The organism is Spirosoma pulveris, assembly GCF_054781875.1.
The window spans coordinates 177,813-195,023 of the sequence record NZ_BAAGTO010000002.1 but is presented as its reverse complement, the minus strand read 5'-3'; the positions used below and the strand labels follow the sequence as shown (position 1 = coordinate 195,023).

Below are 17,211 nucleotides of genomic sequence, written 5' to 3'. Positions count from 1 at the left end.
CAACTTGCTGAATTATAGGATGGAAAAAAAATAGCAAACCATTCTTGTGTAATAACTCCATTATAGAAATTTTAAGTATTTAAACTTGAGTTTTATGGAAATTTAAGTATACTTAAATAATTTTATTTTTATAAATATAGAGGGTTTAAGTTAAATAGAATCCAGTATTTATATATAATTTACTAAAATTAGTTTAGTAGATTGTCCTATTTCTCTTTCAGTATTTTTTCTTCGTTGATTGTCCTGTTTGCGTTGTGTTTACGCACCTGTACATAACCTGGTAGGTGTCGTGTAACAGTTTTGTCAAAAGGCCTGCTCGATTGCGTTCAGATCGTCGCTTAAAGTGCCCTTTTGGGTGGTTGAGTAACTCTTTAGCTTAGGCTGAATGGGGAAATGCGTATTCTTATTTGTCTCATACATTCCAATTTTCAACTTTCTTTAAGGGACCTTTCATCGGTCAAATTCAGTGTTTTGGATTCAATTTTACCTCAAGAGGCTGGGCTCTCTGCAACGGGCAGATCATGTCAATTGCTCAAAATACAGCCCTATTTTCACTCTTAGGTACTATGTATGGCGGTGAGGAAGTAAGCACCACATTCACGTTACTCAACTTACAGGGACGTGCACCTATTCATTTCAGCCAGGCAGCAGTAACTCACCTGCGGGGAAAGTACCGGAAGCCATTATCGACAATAACGAATTGCCTGTCAATGCGTACGAGACTCTACCGTTACCAGTACAGCCAGGCCATAGGCATGGGGGTAGCGATTTTATTATCTGCTGAATGATAGTATACCGACAAGCCGAGCTGATGAACTAAGAAAAATAAACGCCGATGGGTCAGGCGATACACAGATAGCTACCAACTTCGCTGACTCGCCCAGGTCAATGGTTATTGATTATGCGAATAATCGGGCGTTCGTAACTGAAGCAAGGGTAACTGTAATGCCAAGAATCTATGCGGTCAATCTGTCAACGGGTGCCAGTTCTACGTTTTTGTCGTCGATGAGTTGCATCGAATTAATCTGAATGGAACTAACGATGTATTGACAGGAACGGGTTATGTGAATGCACCAGGGCCTATCTCGCTGGACGTACAGAGTGATCGCTTGTTCATGTCAGATCTTTGGGGAACAGCCTCTAAAATTGTAGCCTTAAATCTGGCATCATCAGCATTGGCTACTACGATCGTCATCCTTGCCGCCAACACGTTTGCCAGTGGTATTGGTGTTGACACCAAAGCGGGTAAACATAACGGATAACGTATCTACCGACGCATCTCAGGATCAGTTACGACGTATTAATTTTAACGGTACCGGGGATGAACTGGTCGCCACTAATTTTGTAAGCGCTCCCGGCGAACTGGCCGTTGATTAGCCTAATAGTCGTATACTGGTTGGCGATGTTCGAAATTCGCTTCCAAAAATCTATTCAGCCAGCCGAACGAGCTCGCCACCCGTCACAGCCAGCCTGCTGTTTACCCCGACTACCTTGGCATTATCCAGGATCACTGTAGCCAATGGTAATCCATTGCCGGTTAGCCTGGTGTCTTTTACGGCAAAAGCAGAGGCTAATCGCACGGTATCACTTGACCGGGTAACGTCCTTCGAAACCAGCAACAAAGGCTTCCTGATCGAACGCAGTAAGGACTTACTTCGCTTCGAAACGGTGGGCGAGGTGAGAGAATTAACTTCAGAAAGCAAGGCCCTGAAAAAGTATCATTTTGTTGATCAGACGCTCTAGCAGGGCACTAGTTACTACCGGCTAACGCAAACCGACTTAAACGGCAAAGCGACTGTACACCCGGCTGTGGCGGTGGTGCTTCGGGACGATGCCTATGGGGTATCCCCAAATTCAGTCATACAGGAGGGGCTGTTTACACTTCGCCTGGATGAGCCGGAAACGGCAACTATCCAGTTCAACAGGGTGAACGGTCGTGCTGTGTCCTTTCAGAAGCAAGGTATATAGTTGGGGAGCTTGCTGCTTCGGACCACGGAGAAATTATCGGGAGGTGTGTATCTGATTACTGTTTAGGGACGAAGCCAGAGACGACAATACCGACTTGTTGTCGAATAGACATAATCTTGTCAACAAGTTGACACCACGGCAATCACCACACAAATCTTATTAAACTCAGGAAGGCAAAGACGCGTAAGAGAATCCAATCATCAAAAAAGCATATAAAACACCTCACCTGAAATAATTGGGAAGTGTAAAGGCATTAACATTAAAAACGGGTTCGTCTGTAGATGGCTTTGGCACATTTGGTTAAGTAGCCGCCCAAATTGTGCCAAACAGATTACGATAGTACACGAGAAGGCCGCTCTTCATTGAAGAGCGGCCTTCTCGTGTACTATCTACTATGGCTTACTTCGTCGCTTTGGGGGTGACGGTTATCTTGCTGTAATACAGGGTTGTAAGTCCTTCGAAGCCGGAGTCTGTACCCACAATCAGCCAGAGTTCGCCCTGGGCGTTTGTTCGTGTATTGAAGGGAGTTGCCTGGTTGGAACGGGTAATGAGCTTGTAGACTTCCTCCGAGTCGCCCGTACCGATGTCTCCTATCCGGATGGCGTCTTTCCCATCGTTGTTCTGTGAACCCTTATCAATGTTTATCGTATAAAAATCATCTTTCAGCACCTTCACCGGCTCAACGGGCGAAGCACCTACTTTAAGAAAAACACTGCCTCCGGGCGAGCCACCGATGCCAATGGAATTGCTTGGATACTGAGACGCTAATTCGATGTCGAAGATCAATGAGTAGTCGGTGTTTGGCGTTAGGCCCGTCACTTTCTTTTTGATGAACATGAAAGCATCATCACTGCGGTTCATGCTTTCAACCATGATCGACTTGCGGGTGGTGTCCAGCGGAGCCGGGAGTCCTTTCCAGGCCGATTTAAACTCCATAATACTTTCCTGTGCCGTTCCGTAATCGGTCAGTCCCGCAACCCAGCCGCCTGCATCGCGTTGAAACGAAGACTGATAGGGGAGGCCCGGTGTTGCCGGTACAGAGTCGTCTGTGCATGCGGTGAATGTGAGTACATTAGCCGTTAAAACGGACATCAATAACAACGTTGATTTCATTGAATAACTCAGTTTGTTTGCTCTACAGACTCATTCGAATTCTTAACCGTTGTAAAACTGACGTAAAAAACTAGCGAAAACGACCGCGACTGTAGGGGTCCAGTCCGCGCAACCCAAGATAAAACGCTATTACATAAATCATTTGCGTGCCAGCCGTATTCCAGTCTTCTTTTAGAGTTGTTCCCACTAAAAGGGCTGCGATGAGAAGGCCGCCAATGAAATACCCCCACCTGGTGAACTGCCCACCCAGTAAAATAAGGATGCCCGTGGCCAGTTCGAGAAAGGGAAGAGTAAACAAAAAGAATCTGACCAGTAGCAATGGCAAAATAGTATTGGCAAAGCCAACTTCCGTTTTTGCCACAAATGTGCCGAGCTTAGGCAAACGAACAAGGCCATGCATAAGCATATTGATGCCCAGGCCAATACGAATGACGAGTTGCGCTAGTTGGTTATTCGTCATCTTCTTCGTCTATCGTGCCATTTTCAACATCTTCCTCCGCCAGTAAGTCGTCATTTACGCCAATCGACTCTTCGTCCGAATCGTTGACCTCCGCTTTTTCCGGCTCGGGCCCCTGATTGGTGATGGGGTTCATATAGTCTGCCTGAGCAACACCACCTCCGGCTGCTTCGCCCTGCATCAACTTGGTCATAACGCCCTGGTTTTCGTCATTGGCAGGCATATAGTCTGTGTTCTCGTTACCGCTCATGTAGTAGATATGTGAAGGTGAATGATTAAACTGATGGCTATTTTTTATAATTACACACTGCCTGAGCGGGTCACGTGTCCACCCAGCGCGTAGTTATCATCCTGATGATGGTCATGCTCGCCGGTGGGGTCACCTTCGTCATCAACGGGTTCGTCGAACAAACCGGTTTTCTCTTCATCCTGATCGTCAGTAGCGGTGTCATCAGGGCGTTGATTTCGGAAATTGTCGGGGTCAATTCGGGCGATGCGAGAACCAATTACCTCAGTCTCTTCGGCCAGATGAGCGTTTAGCAGCGTTGCCATTGTCGTTGAGTGGTTTGTTGTAATTTCCTATAACCCGGTAGATTGGCTAAAGGTTAGACTTATTTAACCACTAAGCCTATGCTATAGCTATACATACTGTATGAAGTCTCTTTTCTTAGTTGCCGGACTCTTACTTTCCGGTCTTGTTCGGGCACAGACAAGCCGTGAACCCCTGTTCACATCATTCGATGGTACTAAGATCCATTATGATGTTCTGGGTACGGGCAAGCCGGTTGTTTTACTGCACGGCTTCATCTCGAATAGCGAAAGCTGGAAACGGGCCGATGTTCGACAGGCGCTGGCCGATGCCGGTTTTAAAGTAGTTATGCTCGATTTACGGGGAAATGGCCTGTCCGACAAACCCCATACGGCCGAAGCCTATCGCGATAACGCCGAACTAAAGGATGTGATCGCCTTGGTGAAGCACCTCGGCCTGACAAATTACGATGTGGTAGGCTACTCGCGCGGGGCAATCCTGACGGCGAAATTACTAACGATGGATAAGCAGGTGCATAAAGCGGTCATGGGCGGCATCAGCGTCGACTTCTCCGACCCTAACTGGTATCGACGCAAAAATTTTCATGAGGCCCTGACAAAACCCGGCAGCCATCCTGAATTGCAGGGAGCTATTGATTATGCCAAAAAATCGGGTGCCGATACGGTTGTACTGGCTCGTTTGCAGGAGTTTCAGCCCGTAACTAGTCGGGCGGAGCTGGCAAAGATTAACGTACCGGTGCTCGTCGTTAACGGTGATAAAGATTCTGACAACGGCGACCCGAAAACCCTGGTCGATGCCATTCCCGGATCTCGCTTAGTAATGGTGCCCGGCGATCATGGCGGAGCTATGCGTACGCCGGAGTTTGCCAAAGCAGTGGTTGAGTTTTTGACGAAGTAATCAACGGGCCGTTAGTGCCTTTATGGCGTCCTGCACGTTCGGGTAGGCAAACGTAAAGCCAGCATCAAGCAAACGTTTGGGAACTACATTTCTGCTTTTAAGGATCAACTCGGTTTCTGTTCTTAGGAATAAAGCGCCCACTTTCAGCATCCATTCAGCTGCTGGCAAGCCAAAGGGAACGGTAAGGGACTGCCGTAGCAATGTCATGAATTGATGGTTACGAACAGGGTTAGGAGATGTGGCATTGAGCGTACCGCTAATGAAGTCGTTTTCAATAATAAAGTCGAAAATCCGTCCTAAATCCTGTTCGTGGAGCCAACTGATAAATTGATCGCCATTGCCCATTTTACCACCCAACCCAAAGCGGACCAGGCGTTTTAGTACGGGAAAGACGCCCCCTTTTTTTCCAAGCACAATGGCCATTCGCAGCGCTACTTTCCGGACCGTTTCTGGTGTATTGGCTTTCCGGAAGGTTTCTTCCCATCGTTTACATACCTGTACAGAAAACTCATGCTCCGGCAGTCCATTGTCTATATCGCCGGTTAATTCGTCCATTGGTCTGTCGGGTGCGTGACGATAAATAGTAGCTGAGGCTGCGTTAATCCATAAATGGGGTGGCTTTTGTACCAGCCGGATACCCTCGCCCAATACCCTCGTGGAGTTGACGCGTGAACGAATAATGAGTTCCTTGTTGGCAGTTGTGTAACGGCAGTCTACTGATTTGCCAGACAGATTAATTACTACATCTGCCTGGTCAAGTTCCTGAACCCAGGCGCCCAGGGTTTCGCCATCCCACACTACATAACGGATGCGGCCGTTGTCTGCGTACTGTCTTCTGGCGAGAACGACAATATCAACAGCCGCGTGCTGCCAGTAATCAATTAATAGCTGACCAACAAAGCCACTGCCTCCGGCGAGTATGATCTTACGTGTTTTCATCGTGGTAAAATCAGCAGAAAGACAAGAATCGTAAAGCAGACACTCAGCCACGGATTCAGGCCGAGCCGATAGGTGCGGATGTAATGTTGTCCGATCATAAGGGCGTACCCTGAGTAAAAAAGGGCGGGCCAGCCAACGCTTATTCCAATAGCACTAACCACGCTGCCCAGCAGCAGGCTCATTCCGAAATGCCCGGTATAGTCCAGCATCATCTGTCCGAAGTCCTCGGGCCGCTGGCGTAGCAGATACAGAGAGGTAATCGTTAGTTGCCCGATTAACAACGCTATTGCTGCTGGTGCCCAGATGGGAACATTGACAGCGGAGAAAAGTACGCCGATCAAGCTGGAAATCACCATGATAAAAGCCAGTCGGTGCCCGGCATGGAAATCGGGTTGGAGATCCATGAGGTTCCAGCGCCCCGGTGCGGATGTAATGATGATGCGCCGGTTGTAGGAAATAAAGGCATACAACCTTTTGATAATCAACTTGAGCCAGCTCGTAGATAAGAATCCTGCCAGTTGCTTGTGGCGTTGGCCAATGGCGTACAGCCAGGTGTCAACGCCGTATACTGTTTCACCTCCGTCGAGATCAACGAGCGGTATTTCGTGTCGTGCCCGTTGAGGATCCAGTCGTCTGATCAGGTCATGGGTCAATTGCCCACTGCTCATGCGCGCCAGACTTTCGCTATGGTTGCCAGCTACCATGCCCCTCGTATACAGCTTACACATGGGGCAGCTTTCATCATAGATAATTAGCTTTTTCATTGTTTTGTATTTTCAGAAATATTTGAAACATAGTGCCAAAAAAATATCATCGAAACACCTTCATGAACTGCCCCATCAGCCAGTTTTCTTCGGCTTTAATAACCGCATTCAGGGTATTGTCGGCAAAGCCAACAACACTGCTTAATCCAGTCATGACACGCTGAAATTCAATGGCTTCGGGTGTGTCGGTTGCGATGGATTTCAACTCATCCAATACCTCTACAACGGGCGTGATCTCCCGTCGGCGACGTTCTTTGGCTACCTGTCGGGCCACCTTCCAGATGTCTTTTTCGGCGATAAAAAACTCCCGGCGTTCACCTGGTTTGAGTTGTTTGTAAATAAGCCCCCAATCCATCAGGTCGCGCAGGTTCATGCTGGCGTTACCTCGTGAAATCTGGAGCTGCTCCATCACATCCTCCGTCGACATAGCTTCCGGCGAGATTAAAAGTACCGCGTGAAGTTGAGCCATCGAGCGGTTGATTCCCCACTGGGTGGCCAGCGTCCCCCAGGTATGAATGAATTTTTCTTTGGCTTCTTCGAATGTCATGTGCCAAAGGTAAATGTTTGTTTTTAAACTTTCAAAATAATTTGAAAGTTTATTTCTGTGGCATATGTGCTCATGGGAGTCCTGCTAGGTGCAATAACTGGTTCGGGTTAGGACAGAGGGCCAGGAATTTTGCCCGATCGGCTAAGGAGCAAACGCCGGGGAAGTCACCTTTGAGGCCCAGTATGTCGGTCATGAGCTGAAAATGCAAATGCGGGGGCCAATCGCCGTTTTCGGGGTAGGGGCCTATTTCGCCCACCTTTTCTCCGGCTTTGACAGCTTTTCCTTCATATAGCCCCGTCAACGATGCGCGGGTCAGGTGGCCGTAGAGTGAGTAACGGGCGAGTACATTCGGCTCCGCATGTTCCAGAATAATGGTTGGTCCATAATCACCGAAGTTGTTATTGTCCTGAAAGCTGTGAACAATGCCATCCATCGTCGCGAAAACAGGCGTTCCGGCTTCGGCCCAAAAGTCGATACCGAGGTGAATTTCACGGGGTTCTTCGGTACTGGAAAAGTGCTCACTTCGCCGGTATATGACCCGGTGTTCGTTGTAGCCGCCTACGCCAATGGTAACGCCTGCTGCCCGCATTTTGCCGAACACATAGTCCGAAAAAGCGGCTGTATTGGTCAGGTCTAAGCCATTGGGCCGATTCGGATCAGCAATCAGGTCAGGGTTAGTGGCGGAAAAATCAAGGATGAGGTAGGGGTCTTTCCGGAAATCGAAGGGAAGCAGCATGAACGAAGGAAATCAATAACCGTGCAAGGCGTTAGCCGGCTTTAAACATAAGAAACTTTGCCTGAAATGTATCAGGAACTTGCCGTTTCGACAAGAGATATATGTCGGTGATAAGTATGCGTTTTATAAAAAGCAGTCGCTGCTCCACCTTTGGCAGTCTCGACTATCAAAGATATATTTACACCTATTTTTTTACGTATTGAACGCGATTTTACGATCGCGAACGATTATATTCTTCGGCAAACTGACTGCTTAACCTAATTTTATGGATGTTACTGCTGCTAAGCCCGTGCGTACGGCCACTTTGTTTGGCCACCCGATGGGACTTTTTGTTTTGTTTTTCACGGAGATGTGGGAGCGGTTCAGCTACTACGGTATGCGGGCTATTCTGCTTCTGTTCCTGATTGACAATGTTCGGGGTGGATTGGGTCTTAGTGAAGCCGATGGAGCGGCTATTTATGGTATCTATACCGCATCGGTTTACCTTCTCTCCTTGCCGGGCGGGTGGATAGCCGATAATATACTGGGACAGCGCAAATCAATTTGGTATGGCGGCATAATCATTATGCTGGGACATATCATACTGGCTTTTCCGTCGGGGCCTGGTCTGTTCTATAGCGGGTTATGCGTAGTTGCATTGGGTACGGGTTTGCTGAAGCCAAATATCAGCAGCATCGTTGGTGAATTGTATCCCGAAGGTGGCGCTCGTAAAGATGCGGCTTTTTCGATATTCTACATGGGTATCAATACCGGTTCACTGCTCGGTATTTCCATTGTTGGCTATCTGGGACAGAAAGTTGGCTGGCACTATGGATTTGGCGCGGCTGCCATAGCGATGGCATTGGGTATCGTCACCTACCGAACGTTTGGCCAGCGTTATCTCGGCGATAAGGGCAATTTTGCTGCCCAGGCGCCCAAAACCCCCGGGCAGTCGTCGAGCGGAAACCGATCACTGCTTGTGTTTGTCGCGTTTATTGTAGCCTTGATGGCCACGTTGCAGTTGACGGGTATCCTCGACCTGACCACCGCACAGGGTTTGGCCAAGGCGATGGGTACTATAATTTCCCTCATTGCCTTGAGTTATTTCGTCTATATTCTGGTTGCGGGTGGGCTGGATAGTATAGAGAAAAAGCGAGTCGTCGTATTATTTGTCTTTTTCCTGGCTGCCGCTATGTACTGGGCAGGCAATGAACAGCAGGGATCGTCGCTGCAAATTTTCGCGGACCGATACACCGATTTATTGTTTTTCGGCTGGCAAATACCGTCAAGCTGGTTTCAGAATCTTAACCCTGCCTTTATTTTAATCTTCTCGCCGGTAATGGCTGCGCTATGGGTCTTTCTGGCGAACAATAAGATTGACTTCCCGGTCCCGGCCAAGTTTGCCGTTTCGCTCCTGCTACTTGGCCTGGCTTATGTCGTGATGGTTTTTGCGGCTAATGCTGCCCTGACAGGTGTACGCACCTCACCTCTGTATCTGACCACTACCTACCTGTTTTTTACCGTGGCCGAATTGTTCTTAAGTCCGGTGGGGCTGAGTGCGTTTTCCAAACTGTCGCCCAAACGATATACCAGCCAATTAATGGGACTGTGGTTCGTGGGGTCGTCGCTTGGTAACTTGATCGCAGGGCTGTTTGCTGGTGGTTTCGATGAAAAAAACGTGCAGCAAATGCCTGGTCTTTTCCAGAGCGTAGCTGTATTTACGCTCATCGCAGGCGCTGTCCTTTTACTCTTTACCAGGCCCCTGAAGAAGTGGATGGGAGGGATCGTATAAAGTGATGCAGGATATAAGTTGTAAGGTGTATGATATAGAGTGCCGAGGGGTACTATATCATACACTTTTTTTATGGGTCTGTGCCGGCCATGAAGCCCGGCTAAACGCACCTTAGTTCGTTCTTCCGATAAGCCATCCGGGTATTACACGTATGGATTGGCCGGTGGGACAGGCGATTTGCACAGGCGTAGCTGGGGAATAGCTACTAATCGGTTAGCCCCTTCCCGTTAAGAATGTTAGGCATACATTTTTCAACTCTTGACTCCCGGGTTTTGGCTTGTTTGGGAGCAGAAAAGTGTAAAAGATAAGCACGTTGGCGTCCCGGCGTAAGGGCTTCAAACGCGGCTTTAAGAGCCGGAACTTCATCTAGTTTGGTTTGAAATTCCTCCGTGACGGTGAACTCTGCTGTTTTCTTTAATTCGACTTTTAACCCAGCTCTTTCTATTTCAATGGCTTCATAGATGTACGTTTTCAAGATGGGTTCCAAGGTTATTATTTTCTGAATACTGCTGAACCGAATTTGACGGGTTGCCTGTACATTCTCTGTTGGCTGAGTTAAGATATGATCGGCATCATGCAATAAGGCACCTTTGTGAAACAGAAGCGCACAGTAATCTTTGAAGCCATGTATTATAACAACGTTATGCTTCTGAAATGTGTAACAGGGAACGCCCCATTTCAATTCTTCGATCAGTCCGCAGTCAAGAACAATCGTTCTTAATTTCTCGTATTCGTTCTGCCACTTTTCGGCTTTAGTGAAAAAGAAATCAACCTTTGGGTTCATATTATTTTAGTGTTGGATGGTTATGCTGCTTCTATTTTTCCATTATATTTTGGATCAAAATCTACCATCCACTCAATACCGTACTTATCCCTAAACATGGCAAAATAGGAACCCCATGGACTGTCTCCAATGGGCATTTCGATCGTTCCGCCTGCTGAAAGTCCACTAAACAATTTATCGGCCTCTTCCCGGCTTTCAGCACTGATGGATATTTTTGACCTGTTTTCGTTTTCACTCACTTGCCCCATACTTTCAGGAATGTCATTGCCCATCAGGATATTTTGGCCAATTGGTAAAGCAATGTGCATGATCTTGTTCGCATCCTTTTCGTTTATTGGAAATCCCGCATTGGGCATATCTTTGAAGCGCATGATCATTGCGAGCTCTCCACCAAATACTGATTTGTAAAAAGTAAATGCTTCTTCAGCATTTCCGTTGAAGTTGATGTGCGGATTGATAAGTGCCATACGAGTAAAGGGTTGTTAGATTGTTTGTTTTCTTAAGATTTTAGTCAAGGTTTTTCCTTTTGCCAATTCGTCGACGAGTTTGTCCAGATACCTTACCTGTTGTGTTAGCGGATTTGCGATTTCTTCCACCCGATAGCCACAAATTGTGCCCGTAATGAGGTGCGTATTAGGGTTCATTTTAGCTTTCTGAAAGAACTCTTCAAAACTCACCTTTTTGTCGATATAAAATTGAAGTGCTTTGTCGTCATAACCAGTTAGCCATTCAATTACTTGATGCAGTTCTTCTTTCGTTCTGTTTTTTCTCTCAACTTTTGCAAGATAAAGCGGATATACTGACGTAAAAGTCAATCTTGCAATCCGCTCATCATGATTAAGTTCATTATTCATTTTCTTTTTAAGTCTCTGGTGTTTTGTATCGCTTTGCACTGACGCATAACGGGTTTCTGCTTAGCGATTTCATGAAGAAGTACAGTGCCTATTCTAAAGCATACCGTCCTTTTTAGCCACCTGCTTTTTTGGCTTTATACTCCTTCCCAATTAGCCACGTCAGCACCTTATCGCGATGGTCGCCCTGAATCAGGATTTCGTTGGCTTTCGTTGAGCCGCCTGCGCCACAGGCAGATTTCAACTGCTTGCCCAAGTCTGCTAAGTCGGCTTCGGTGCCGACGAAGTCGCGAACAGTCGTTACCACTTTATTACCGCCCATCTTGACGAGCCAGATTTTAAGATTCTGCTGAGCAGGGGGTAGGGTTTCGGCTTCCGGCTCTTCGTCAGACTGGTATTGAAAATCCGGATCGGTCGAATACAGAATGCCGGTTCTATTTTTCTTACTCATAGGTGTATAGTTTGCAAGCAAAAATAACCCCTTTCCCCAGTTAGGGCACTATGCGTTGCCGCCCCGTTTCACCAACAATGCATTGGCAAATGCCTGAACTACAACTCCAGCAATTGCCGGACGGTGTCGGTATAGGTGCTGCCGGAGGTAAGTTTAGTGCCTTTCTTATCGCCCATGGCCAGTAGGAATTTGCCGTCGAAGTGACGGTGAACTTCAGAAATCTTAAGCCGGTTGACCATCACCGAACGGCTAATGCGGACGAACGTATCAGGTAATTTTTCATCGAGGGTGGTTAGGGTGTAGGTGGTCAGGAATTTCTGTCCGTCAAGGGTTGACAGAAATACGTATTTGTCCTCGGCTTCAAAGTAGGCAATGTCCGAGAGGGGAACGAGTTTGATCTTTTCACCGGTTTTTACCGAAATGGAATAGATTTCTTTCTTCGGCTGCATCTGTGCCAGGAGCCGCATAACGCTCTCCGACATCGGATTACTTACTGGCTGACCTCCATCCACCCGCTCAACCAGGGTTCTGATCTTCTGGATCGTTCGGGCCAGTCGCTCCGCTTCAATCGGTTTTAGCAGGTAATCAATGGAGTTTTCTTCAAAGGCCCGGATGGCGTATTGATCGAAAGCGGTGGCGAAAACAACCATGGGCATGGTTGTCAGACGCGACAGCATCTCGAAGCCATTGAGCAACGGCATTTCAATATCCAGAAAGATCAGGTCGGGTTGCAGGCTTTCAACAAGGGTTAACCCTTCTGCACCATTGAGAGCCTCACCAATGATGTCGATGCTGTCGCAGTGTTTGCTGAGTAATCGGCGAAGACGGCTAATGGCCAGTGGTTCATCGTCAATTAATAGGGTCTTTAGCGGAAAAGTCATCATGCACTCAGGTTAAACGTTGAGGGGTGTAACGGAATGAGAAGTCCGGATTTTAGTAGTCAGAATAGAAATTAATACCTGCTTGAGTGGCCAGTTCTGGAACTCTACCCGAGCATCATCGCCGTATAGTAACTTGAGTTTGTCCTGAATACTCCGTAGTCCGTAGCCCCCTCCCATATCGTCGGGGAAAGCGGGACCGTTATCATGCACGCAGAGGTGCAATTCAGTGAGTCCGTCGTTGCGGTTTTTCTCATAAATACGCACATCGATTCGGCCCATGTCGGCCCGTTTGGCAATGCCATGTTTAATCGCGTTCTCGACAATGGGTTGTAGCAGAAACTGAGGGAGTTGCAGCTCATTGAGTGCCGGATTACTAATCTCTACACTGAATGTAAGCCGGTTGCCAAAGCGGACCTGCTCTACCTGCAGATACGTTTTTACCATCTCAAGCTCGTCGGCCAGGGAGGCAAACAACTCACCATCCCGCCCTGTCGAATAGCGGAAAAGTTTAGAGAGCAGGAGCGTCATTTCCTCGGCTTTATCGGGGTTTTCGTGTACAAGACTGGCAATGCTGTTAAGCGCATTATAAAGAAAATGCGGGTTGATTTTAGCTTGCAGTGCGTCCAGTTCAGCGCGGGTTTTCAATTTCTCCATGTTGAGCAGCTGGAACTCCTGCTCCGATAATTTTCGGGTCAGCTGCCGCCCTTGTTGTAGTACGTAAAGAAATATGTTGGCAATCAGAAGGTCGCCAAGGACATAAACATACCAGGCGGCCGTTTTCTCGATGCCTCCGGGCCGATCGGCCAGGGCCGTCAAATAAGGTTTGCCAATGGTTAGGTACAAGGCCGTATTGATAATAAAAAAGCTAAGGGTAACCGCAAAACTGACAATTATATGGCGCTGCCAGGTGTGTTTAAACTGGCGGGTAAGCCAACCCGAAAGCGCCAGGGTCAGTAGAAAACACGTTGCGCCATCGATCATGTTCTGCGCAATAAGAAATTGATACAGGCCTACCATGACCGGGTCTTCGGCCTTCAGAATCAGATTGGAGAAATAGATGATGGCATTACACCCGTACACGAGCAGTGCTCCGAGAAAAGCCCCAATCAAAGTACCCCAGCCGGGTTTTTGCAGGACGTTTGTTAGTGTAATGGGTTCTGGCCGGGTACCCTCATCCGGGCGGTACTTGCTGCGCCCGGAAAAGTTAAAGGAAGCTCCTTCTACATTGGCTCCGCTTAGATCGACATTCTCCAGCGAGCTAAAGTTGAAATTGGCCTCATAGAGATCAGCATCGGTAAAATCGGCCCCGCTCAGGTTGGCAAAGCTCAAATTGGCCTGTCGTAGAACAGCTCCCCGAAAATTCGCTTTTCCAAGATTTGAAAAACTTAAGTCGGCCCCGGTCAGGTCCAGACCGCTGAAGTCGAAGGCAGCCAAATCAGTACCCCGCAACTGAATACGTTTACCGTTTTTGCCAATTGTACCGATAAGTTGCTCGCGGGTCATAGAGGGAGTTGATAAGTCTTATTTGCATTTCGCCATCAGGGGGTCGATTTGTTTCTGGCCCCAGATGGGCGACAGGTCGCTGGCTGGTTTAAAAGTAGCAAATTTTTCAACGGCCTGCTTTAGCACCGGGCAGGCCGTGCCGGGACCGCCACCGAACTGGTCGGGTGTGTACATCAGCGATGATCCTTCGAGGGCATAAGAGCGTGGATTGTTGGGGTTCAGACTTTTGGCTTTGTCGATGCCGGCCTGAAACAAGGGGCCGTATTGCTGCCAGCGATTCATGGGGTCAACGACCATCCGGGCCTGGGCAATATATGCCTTCAGAACGGCCAGCTCGTCGTTGTCGGGGGCCAGGCTCTCGGCGGCTTTCAGGTTTATGTCGGCCTGATCGAGGTACTTGTCTTTTGCCGCTTCATCCTTACCCATAAACCCGAGATACACATAGTTTAGGCCTGCGTAGTAGCGGGGGAGCCATTCTTTAGGCTCGGCACTGGCGATGCGTTCAAACTGGTTGGCCGAAGCCAGCATATCCGCAATGGCCGATTGCTCATTGCGGGTTTGCATGGTGGCAATGGCCTGCTTCATCGCTTGTTTATACTGATCCGACTGAGCCCAAACGGGGCTTTGAGTGGACAGGGCAGTGATGATGAGAATAACGATGGTTTTCATGGCATTAGCTGAAACAGGCTCCGGCTGTTTCGTTTGAGTGCGGTTGAAAGGAACAGCCGGAGCCTGTTCCAAGCTGTTATAATTCGTTGACATTCACTTTTGCCTTCTTCGAGAGCATAACCATACCGCCAACAAAGAAACTCCGGTACGACTGTGGCCCAACGGCGTAGCGGGTTTTGCCGTCTGTAGTATACCGGTAGGTGAACACGTTTTGTGTATTCAGCAGGTTGTCTATCGAGGCATAGATAACCACCAGATTTTTTTTGATTCGGGTGATGTGGCTGGCCGAAAAGCTGAGGTTGTTGACAACCGGCGTTCGGTCGGTCAGGAAGCCATTGTCGCCTTCTTCCTGGCGGTTGGGGTTGTAATAGGGCCTGCCGCTGCTGAGGGTATACGTTAGGGCCAGATTCGTGCTGATTGTCTCGAAATACCGTTTGGTAATCACACTGACATTATGCGTTGAGATGAACGTTGGCGTGGCCGCAACCATAAACTGCTGAAAGAGACGTTTGGTGTCCACGTAGCTGTAGGTAATCCAGTAGTCCAGTCCTTTAACGGTTTTCTGGTCGCGCCAGAACACATCGAACCCTTGTGCATAGCCATTGCCGCTGTTATCCGTTCGTCCCCAGGGAAAGCGGTAGGGGTTCGCATCAAAGCGGGCGGGCGTTCCGGGCTGGTTGGTGAACTCACGAACCAGCTGAGCATAGTTTTTGTAGAAGGTTTCGACCCGGAATGTTCGCTTATTTTTGATGATCTGATAATTCAGGATCAGGTGGTCGGCCCGCTCAAAATCCAGCGATGTATTGAGGTATAGATACCGGTAATCGGGTGTTTGATAAAATTGGCCATAAGCCAGCGACACCTGACTGTATAGGCCGGTTTTGTAAGCCATCGACACACGAGGAGCCAGATTGAAGCGATTCAGCACCGACGAATATTCACCCCGCAGACCGAGTTGAACGGCCAGATTTCGGCCTATATAGGTTTGCGATTCAACGAACAGGGCACCATAATTGTCGTGCAGTGCGTAGCTAACACCTTGCACAGTATTCTTCAGCGTAATGCCATGGGCTTCCGCCCCGAACAAAATTGAGTTATTGCCGGGTAGCAACCGCGTCAGCACAGCTCGTCCCTGTAACCGTTCGCTGGAACGGCCAAAATCAGCACCACTGTAGGTGGTCGCATCGGTATCGTAACTGTACGACAGCCCGGAGTGGAGCAGCCACCGGCCTTCGGCCCAACTGTCGGTATAGGTGCTGGTCGTGAAAAAGTTGCGGTTGTGCTGTTGCAGGGCCGTTTTACCTGTCTCGTTGGATGGGTCGATGAAATTCATGCCGAGTTTACTATCCGAATACATTCCGTAGAATTTGATCTGTCCGGTTTTTGACGGTTGCAGCCGGTACGTCAGCGATGAACCGGCAAACTCCGGTATGTGCGTCCAGTCGACAGTCTGGCGGACCAGCGCGAACAACGGTTTCAGATTGCCGTAGTAGCCCGTTGCCGAAATGGATGACTTCTCGGTGGCATGGTCGTAGCTGATACCTGCATTTGCCAGATTCAGACTTAAACTGACGCCCTCATTCTGAGTCTTATCGGTGGTGTTGAGCAGCAGGACCGATGATAGTGCCTGACCATACTGGGCCGAGTAGCCCCCCGTACTGAACGAAGTTCCCTTGAACATAAACGGCTGAAACCGCCCCCGCGACTGCACGTCGGGCATTGAGCTGAAGTATGGATTCTGCACGATCATCCCATCGATCACAACCTTTGCTTCCTCCCCCGAACCACCCCGCACGAATAGGCCCGTCTGTTCGCCCACCCGTTGCGTACCGGGCAGCAGGTTCATGGCGGCTGTAATATCGGCGTTGGCACCGGCGGTTGTTACGATATCCATTGGCTTCAGCATGGTCATGCGTTTCTCGTCGGAGGCTTCGAACGATCCGGCGGTGATGACAACCGTGTTCAACTCATTGGCCGATTCCGTTAGCTGGATCACGAAAGAAGTTGTTGTAGTCGTATTAATTTTTTTGGCGAACGGGTCGTAGCCGATATAGGAAACCAGTAAGGTGGCGGTATCCCTCCGGGCGGTTGCAAACCGAAATAGACCTGTGCTATCGGTACTGGCTCCGTCGTAAGTACCCCGCAAAAACACATTGGCACCCGGTAGCGCATGTCCCCTGGCGTCGGTGACACGGCCGGTAAGGGTTAGCTGCGCGGAAGCCGTTATCAGCAAGAGCAGGTAGGCGGTAAGGAAGTAAACAAGTTTCATAATGATCCGGCGATTCAACGGCTGGATGGGTCAAAACTAGCGTGCCCAATCGCCTGCCGCT

Annotated in this window: 21 protein-coding genes; 5 read left to right on the top strand and 16 right to left on the bottom strand. The window is 48.7% G+C overall.

All coding sequences use genetic code 11. The features are described 5' to 3' along the window. The first annotated feature begins 407 nt into the window (after nucleotides 1–407). The 3 genes from ACYVJM_RS09120 (at nucleotide 408) to ACYVJM_RS09110 (ending at nucleotide 1,743) form a co-directional block, all read left to right on the top strand. Nucleotides 408–788 carry a phage tail protein gene (locus tag ACYVJM_RS09120; protein WP_461147911.1) on the top strand — a complete coding sequence of 127 codons (381 nt, stop codon included), beginning with the start codon at nucleotides 408–410 and terminating at the stop codon, nucleotides 786–788. A gap of 222 nt (nucleotides 789–1,010) precedes the next feature. After that, complete coding sequence (locus ACYVJM_RS09115) at nucleotides 1,011–1,262, top strand: hypothetical protein (RefSeq protein ID WP_461147910.1); 252 nt, start codon at nucleotides 1,011–1,013, stop codon at nucleotides 1,260–1,262. 229 nt (nucleotides 1,263–1,491) lie between these two features. Next, complete coding sequence (locus tag ACYVJM_RS09110) at nucleotides 1,492–1,743, top strand: hypothetical protein (RefSeq protein WP_461147909.1); 252 nt, start codon at nucleotides 1,492–1,494, stop codon at nucleotides 1,741–1,743. Between the two features lie 624 nt (nucleotides 1,744–2,367). Here ACYVJM_RS09110 and ACYVJM_RS09105 read toward each other — a convergent pair. From ACYVJM_RS09105 to ACYVJM_RS09090, 4 genes are all read right to left on the bottom strand, one after another. Then, the gene (locus ACYVJM_RS09105) at nucleotides 2,368–3,081 is read right to left on the bottom strand and encodes a hypothetical protein (protein ID WP_461147908.1); all 714 of its coding nucleotides are present in this window, start codon (nucleotides 3,079–3,081) and stop codon (nucleotides 2,368–2,370) included. A gap of 70 nt (nucleotides 3,082–3,151) precedes the next feature. Next, the gene (locus tag ACYVJM_RS09100; RefSeq protein ID WP_461147907.1) at nucleotides 3,152–3,541 is read right to left on the bottom strand and encodes a DoxX family protein; all 390 of its coding nucleotides are present in this window, start codon (nucleotides 3,539–3,541) and stop codon (nucleotides 3,152–3,154) included. Then, nucleotides 3,531–3,788 carry a hypothetical protein gene (locus tag ACYVJM_RS09095; RefSeq protein WP_461147906.1) on the bottom strand — a complete coding sequence of 86 codons (258 nt, stop codon included), beginning with the start codon at nucleotides 3,786–3,788 and terminating at the stop codon, nucleotides 3,531–3,533. The genes ACYVJM_RS09100 and ACYVJM_RS09095 overlap by 11 nt, the downstream gene beginning before the upstream one ends. 50 nt (nucleotides 3,789–3,838) lie before the next feature. Continuing rightward, a complete protein-coding gene (locus tag ACYVJM_RS09090; protein ID WP_461147905.1) occupies nucleotides 3,839–4,090 on the bottom strand; it encodes a hypothetical protein in 252 nt (83 codons plus the stop codon). Between the two features lie 100 nt (nucleotides 4,091–4,190). Between ACYVJM_RS09090 and ACYVJM_RS09085 the strand changes: the two genes are divergently transcribed. Further along, nucleotides 4,191–4,985 (top strand): alpha/beta fold hydrolase, encoded by a 795-nt coding sequence (locus tag ACYVJM_RS09085; protein ID WP_461147904.1) that lies wholly within the window; start codon nucleotides 4,191–4,193, stop codon nucleotides 4,983–4,985. On the opposite strand, the gene ACYVJM_RS09080 is transcribed toward ACYVJM_RS09085, so the two are convergent. The 4 genes from ACYVJM_RS09080 to ACYVJM_RS09065 all read right to left on the bottom strand — a co-directional run bounded on the left by ACYVJM_RS09080 (nucleotide 4,986) and on the right by ACYVJM_RS09065 (nucleotide 7,971). Next, the gene (locus tag ACYVJM_RS09080) at nucleotides 4,986–5,924 is read right to left on the bottom strand and encodes a TIGR01777 family oxidoreductase (RefSeq protein WP_461147903.1); all 939 of its coding nucleotides are present in this window, start codon (nucleotides 5,922–5,924) and stop codon (nucleotides 4,986–4,988) included. Continuing rightward, nucleotides 5,921–6,688 carry a thiol-disulfide oxidoreductase DCC family protein gene (locus tag ACYVJM_RS09075; RefSeq protein WP_461147902.1) on the bottom strand — a complete coding sequence of 256 codons (768 nt, stop codon included), beginning with the start codon at nucleotides 6,686–6,688 and terminating at the stop codon, nucleotides 5,921–5,923. The genes ACYVJM_RS09080 and ACYVJM_RS09075 overlap by 4 nt, the downstream gene beginning before the upstream one ends. A gap of 46 nt (nucleotides 6,689–6,734) precedes the next feature. Further along, nucleotides 6,735–7,235, bottom strand: a complete 501-nt coding sequence (locus ACYVJM_RS09070; protein ID WP_461147901.1) for a GbsR/MarR family transcriptional regulator — start codon at nucleotides 7,233–7,235, stop codon at nucleotides 6,735–6,737. A gap of 70 nt (nucleotides 7,236–7,305) precedes the next feature. Beyond that, a complete protein-coding gene (locus tag ACYVJM_RS09065) occupies nucleotides 7,306–7,971 on the bottom strand; it encodes a peptidoglycan DD-metalloendopeptidase family protein (RefSeq protein ID WP_461147900.1) in 666 nt (221 codons plus the stop codon). Nucleotides 7,972–8,236: 265 nt separating this feature from the next. Here ACYVJM_RS09065 and ACYVJM_RS09060 point away from each other — a divergent pair, with 265 nt between their 5' ends. Then, entirely contained in the window at nucleotides 8,237–9,742 is a 1,506-nt protein-coding gene (locus ACYVJM_RS09060) for a peptide MFS transporter (RefSeq protein ID WP_461147899.1), read from the top strand. A 205-nt stretch (nucleotides 9,743–9,947) separates the two neighbouring features. Here the strand turns inward: ACYVJM_RS09060 and ACYVJM_RS09055 are convergent, their stop codons facing one another. From ACYVJM_RS09055 to ACYVJM_RS09020, 8 genes are all read right to left on the bottom strand, one after another. Beyond that, nucleotides 9,948–10,526 carry a YdeI/OmpD-associated family protein gene (locus ACYVJM_RS09055; RefSeq protein ID WP_461147898.1) on the bottom strand — a complete coding sequence of 193 codons (579 nt, stop codon included), beginning with the start codon at nucleotides 10,524–10,526 and terminating at the stop codon, nucleotides 9,948–9,950. A gap of 20 nt (nucleotides 10,527–10,546) precedes the next feature. After that, the gene (locus ACYVJM_RS09050) at nucleotides 10,547–10,993 is read right to left on the bottom strand and encodes a VOC family protein (protein ID WP_461147897.1); all 447 of its coding nucleotides are present in this window, start codon (nucleotides 10,991–10,993) and stop codon (nucleotides 10,547–10,549) included. Nucleotides 10,994–11,008: 15 nt separating this feature from the next. Continuing rightward, nucleotides 11,009–11,380 carry a DUF2200 domain-containing protein gene (locus tag ACYVJM_RS09045; protein WP_461147896.1) on the bottom strand — a complete coding sequence of 124 codons (372 nt, stop codon included), beginning with the start codon at nucleotides 11,378–11,380 and terminating at the stop codon, nucleotides 11,009–11,011. Nucleotides 11,381–11,492: 112 nt separating this feature from the next. Further along, entirely contained in the window at nucleotides 11,493–11,828 is a 336-nt protein-coding gene (locus ACYVJM_RS09040; protein WP_461147895.1) for a translation initiation factor, read from the bottom strand. A 98-nt stretch (nucleotides 11,829–11,926) separates the two neighbouring features. Then, complete coding sequence (locus tag ACYVJM_RS09035; protein ID WP_461148638.1) at nucleotides 11,927–12,709, bottom strand: LytR/AlgR family response regulator transcription factor; 783 nt, start codon at nucleotides 12,707–12,709, stop codon at nucleotides 11,927–11,929. 12 nt (nucleotides 12,710–12,721) lie between these two features. Then, nucleotides 12,722–14,212, bottom strand: a complete 1,491-nt coding sequence (locus ACYVJM_RS09030) for a pentapeptide repeat-containing protein (protein WP_461147894.1) — start codon at nucleotides 14,210–14,212, stop codon at nucleotides 12,722–12,724. An 18-nt stretch (nucleotides 14,213–14,230) separates the two neighbouring features. Then, the gene (locus ACYVJM_RS09025) at nucleotides 14,231–14,881 is read right to left on the bottom strand and encodes a hypothetical protein (protein ID WP_461148637.1); all 651 of its coding nucleotides are present in this window, start codon (nucleotides 14,879–14,881) and stop codon (nucleotides 14,231–14,233) included. A 76-nt stretch (nucleotides 14,882–14,957) separates the two neighbouring features. Then, nucleotides 14,958–17,150, bottom strand: a complete 2,193-nt coding sequence (locus ACYVJM_RS09020; protein WP_461147893.1) for a TonB-dependent receptor — start codon at nucleotides 17,148–17,150, stop codon at nucleotides 14,958–14,960. Nucleotides 17,151–17,211: the final 61 nt, after the last annotated feature.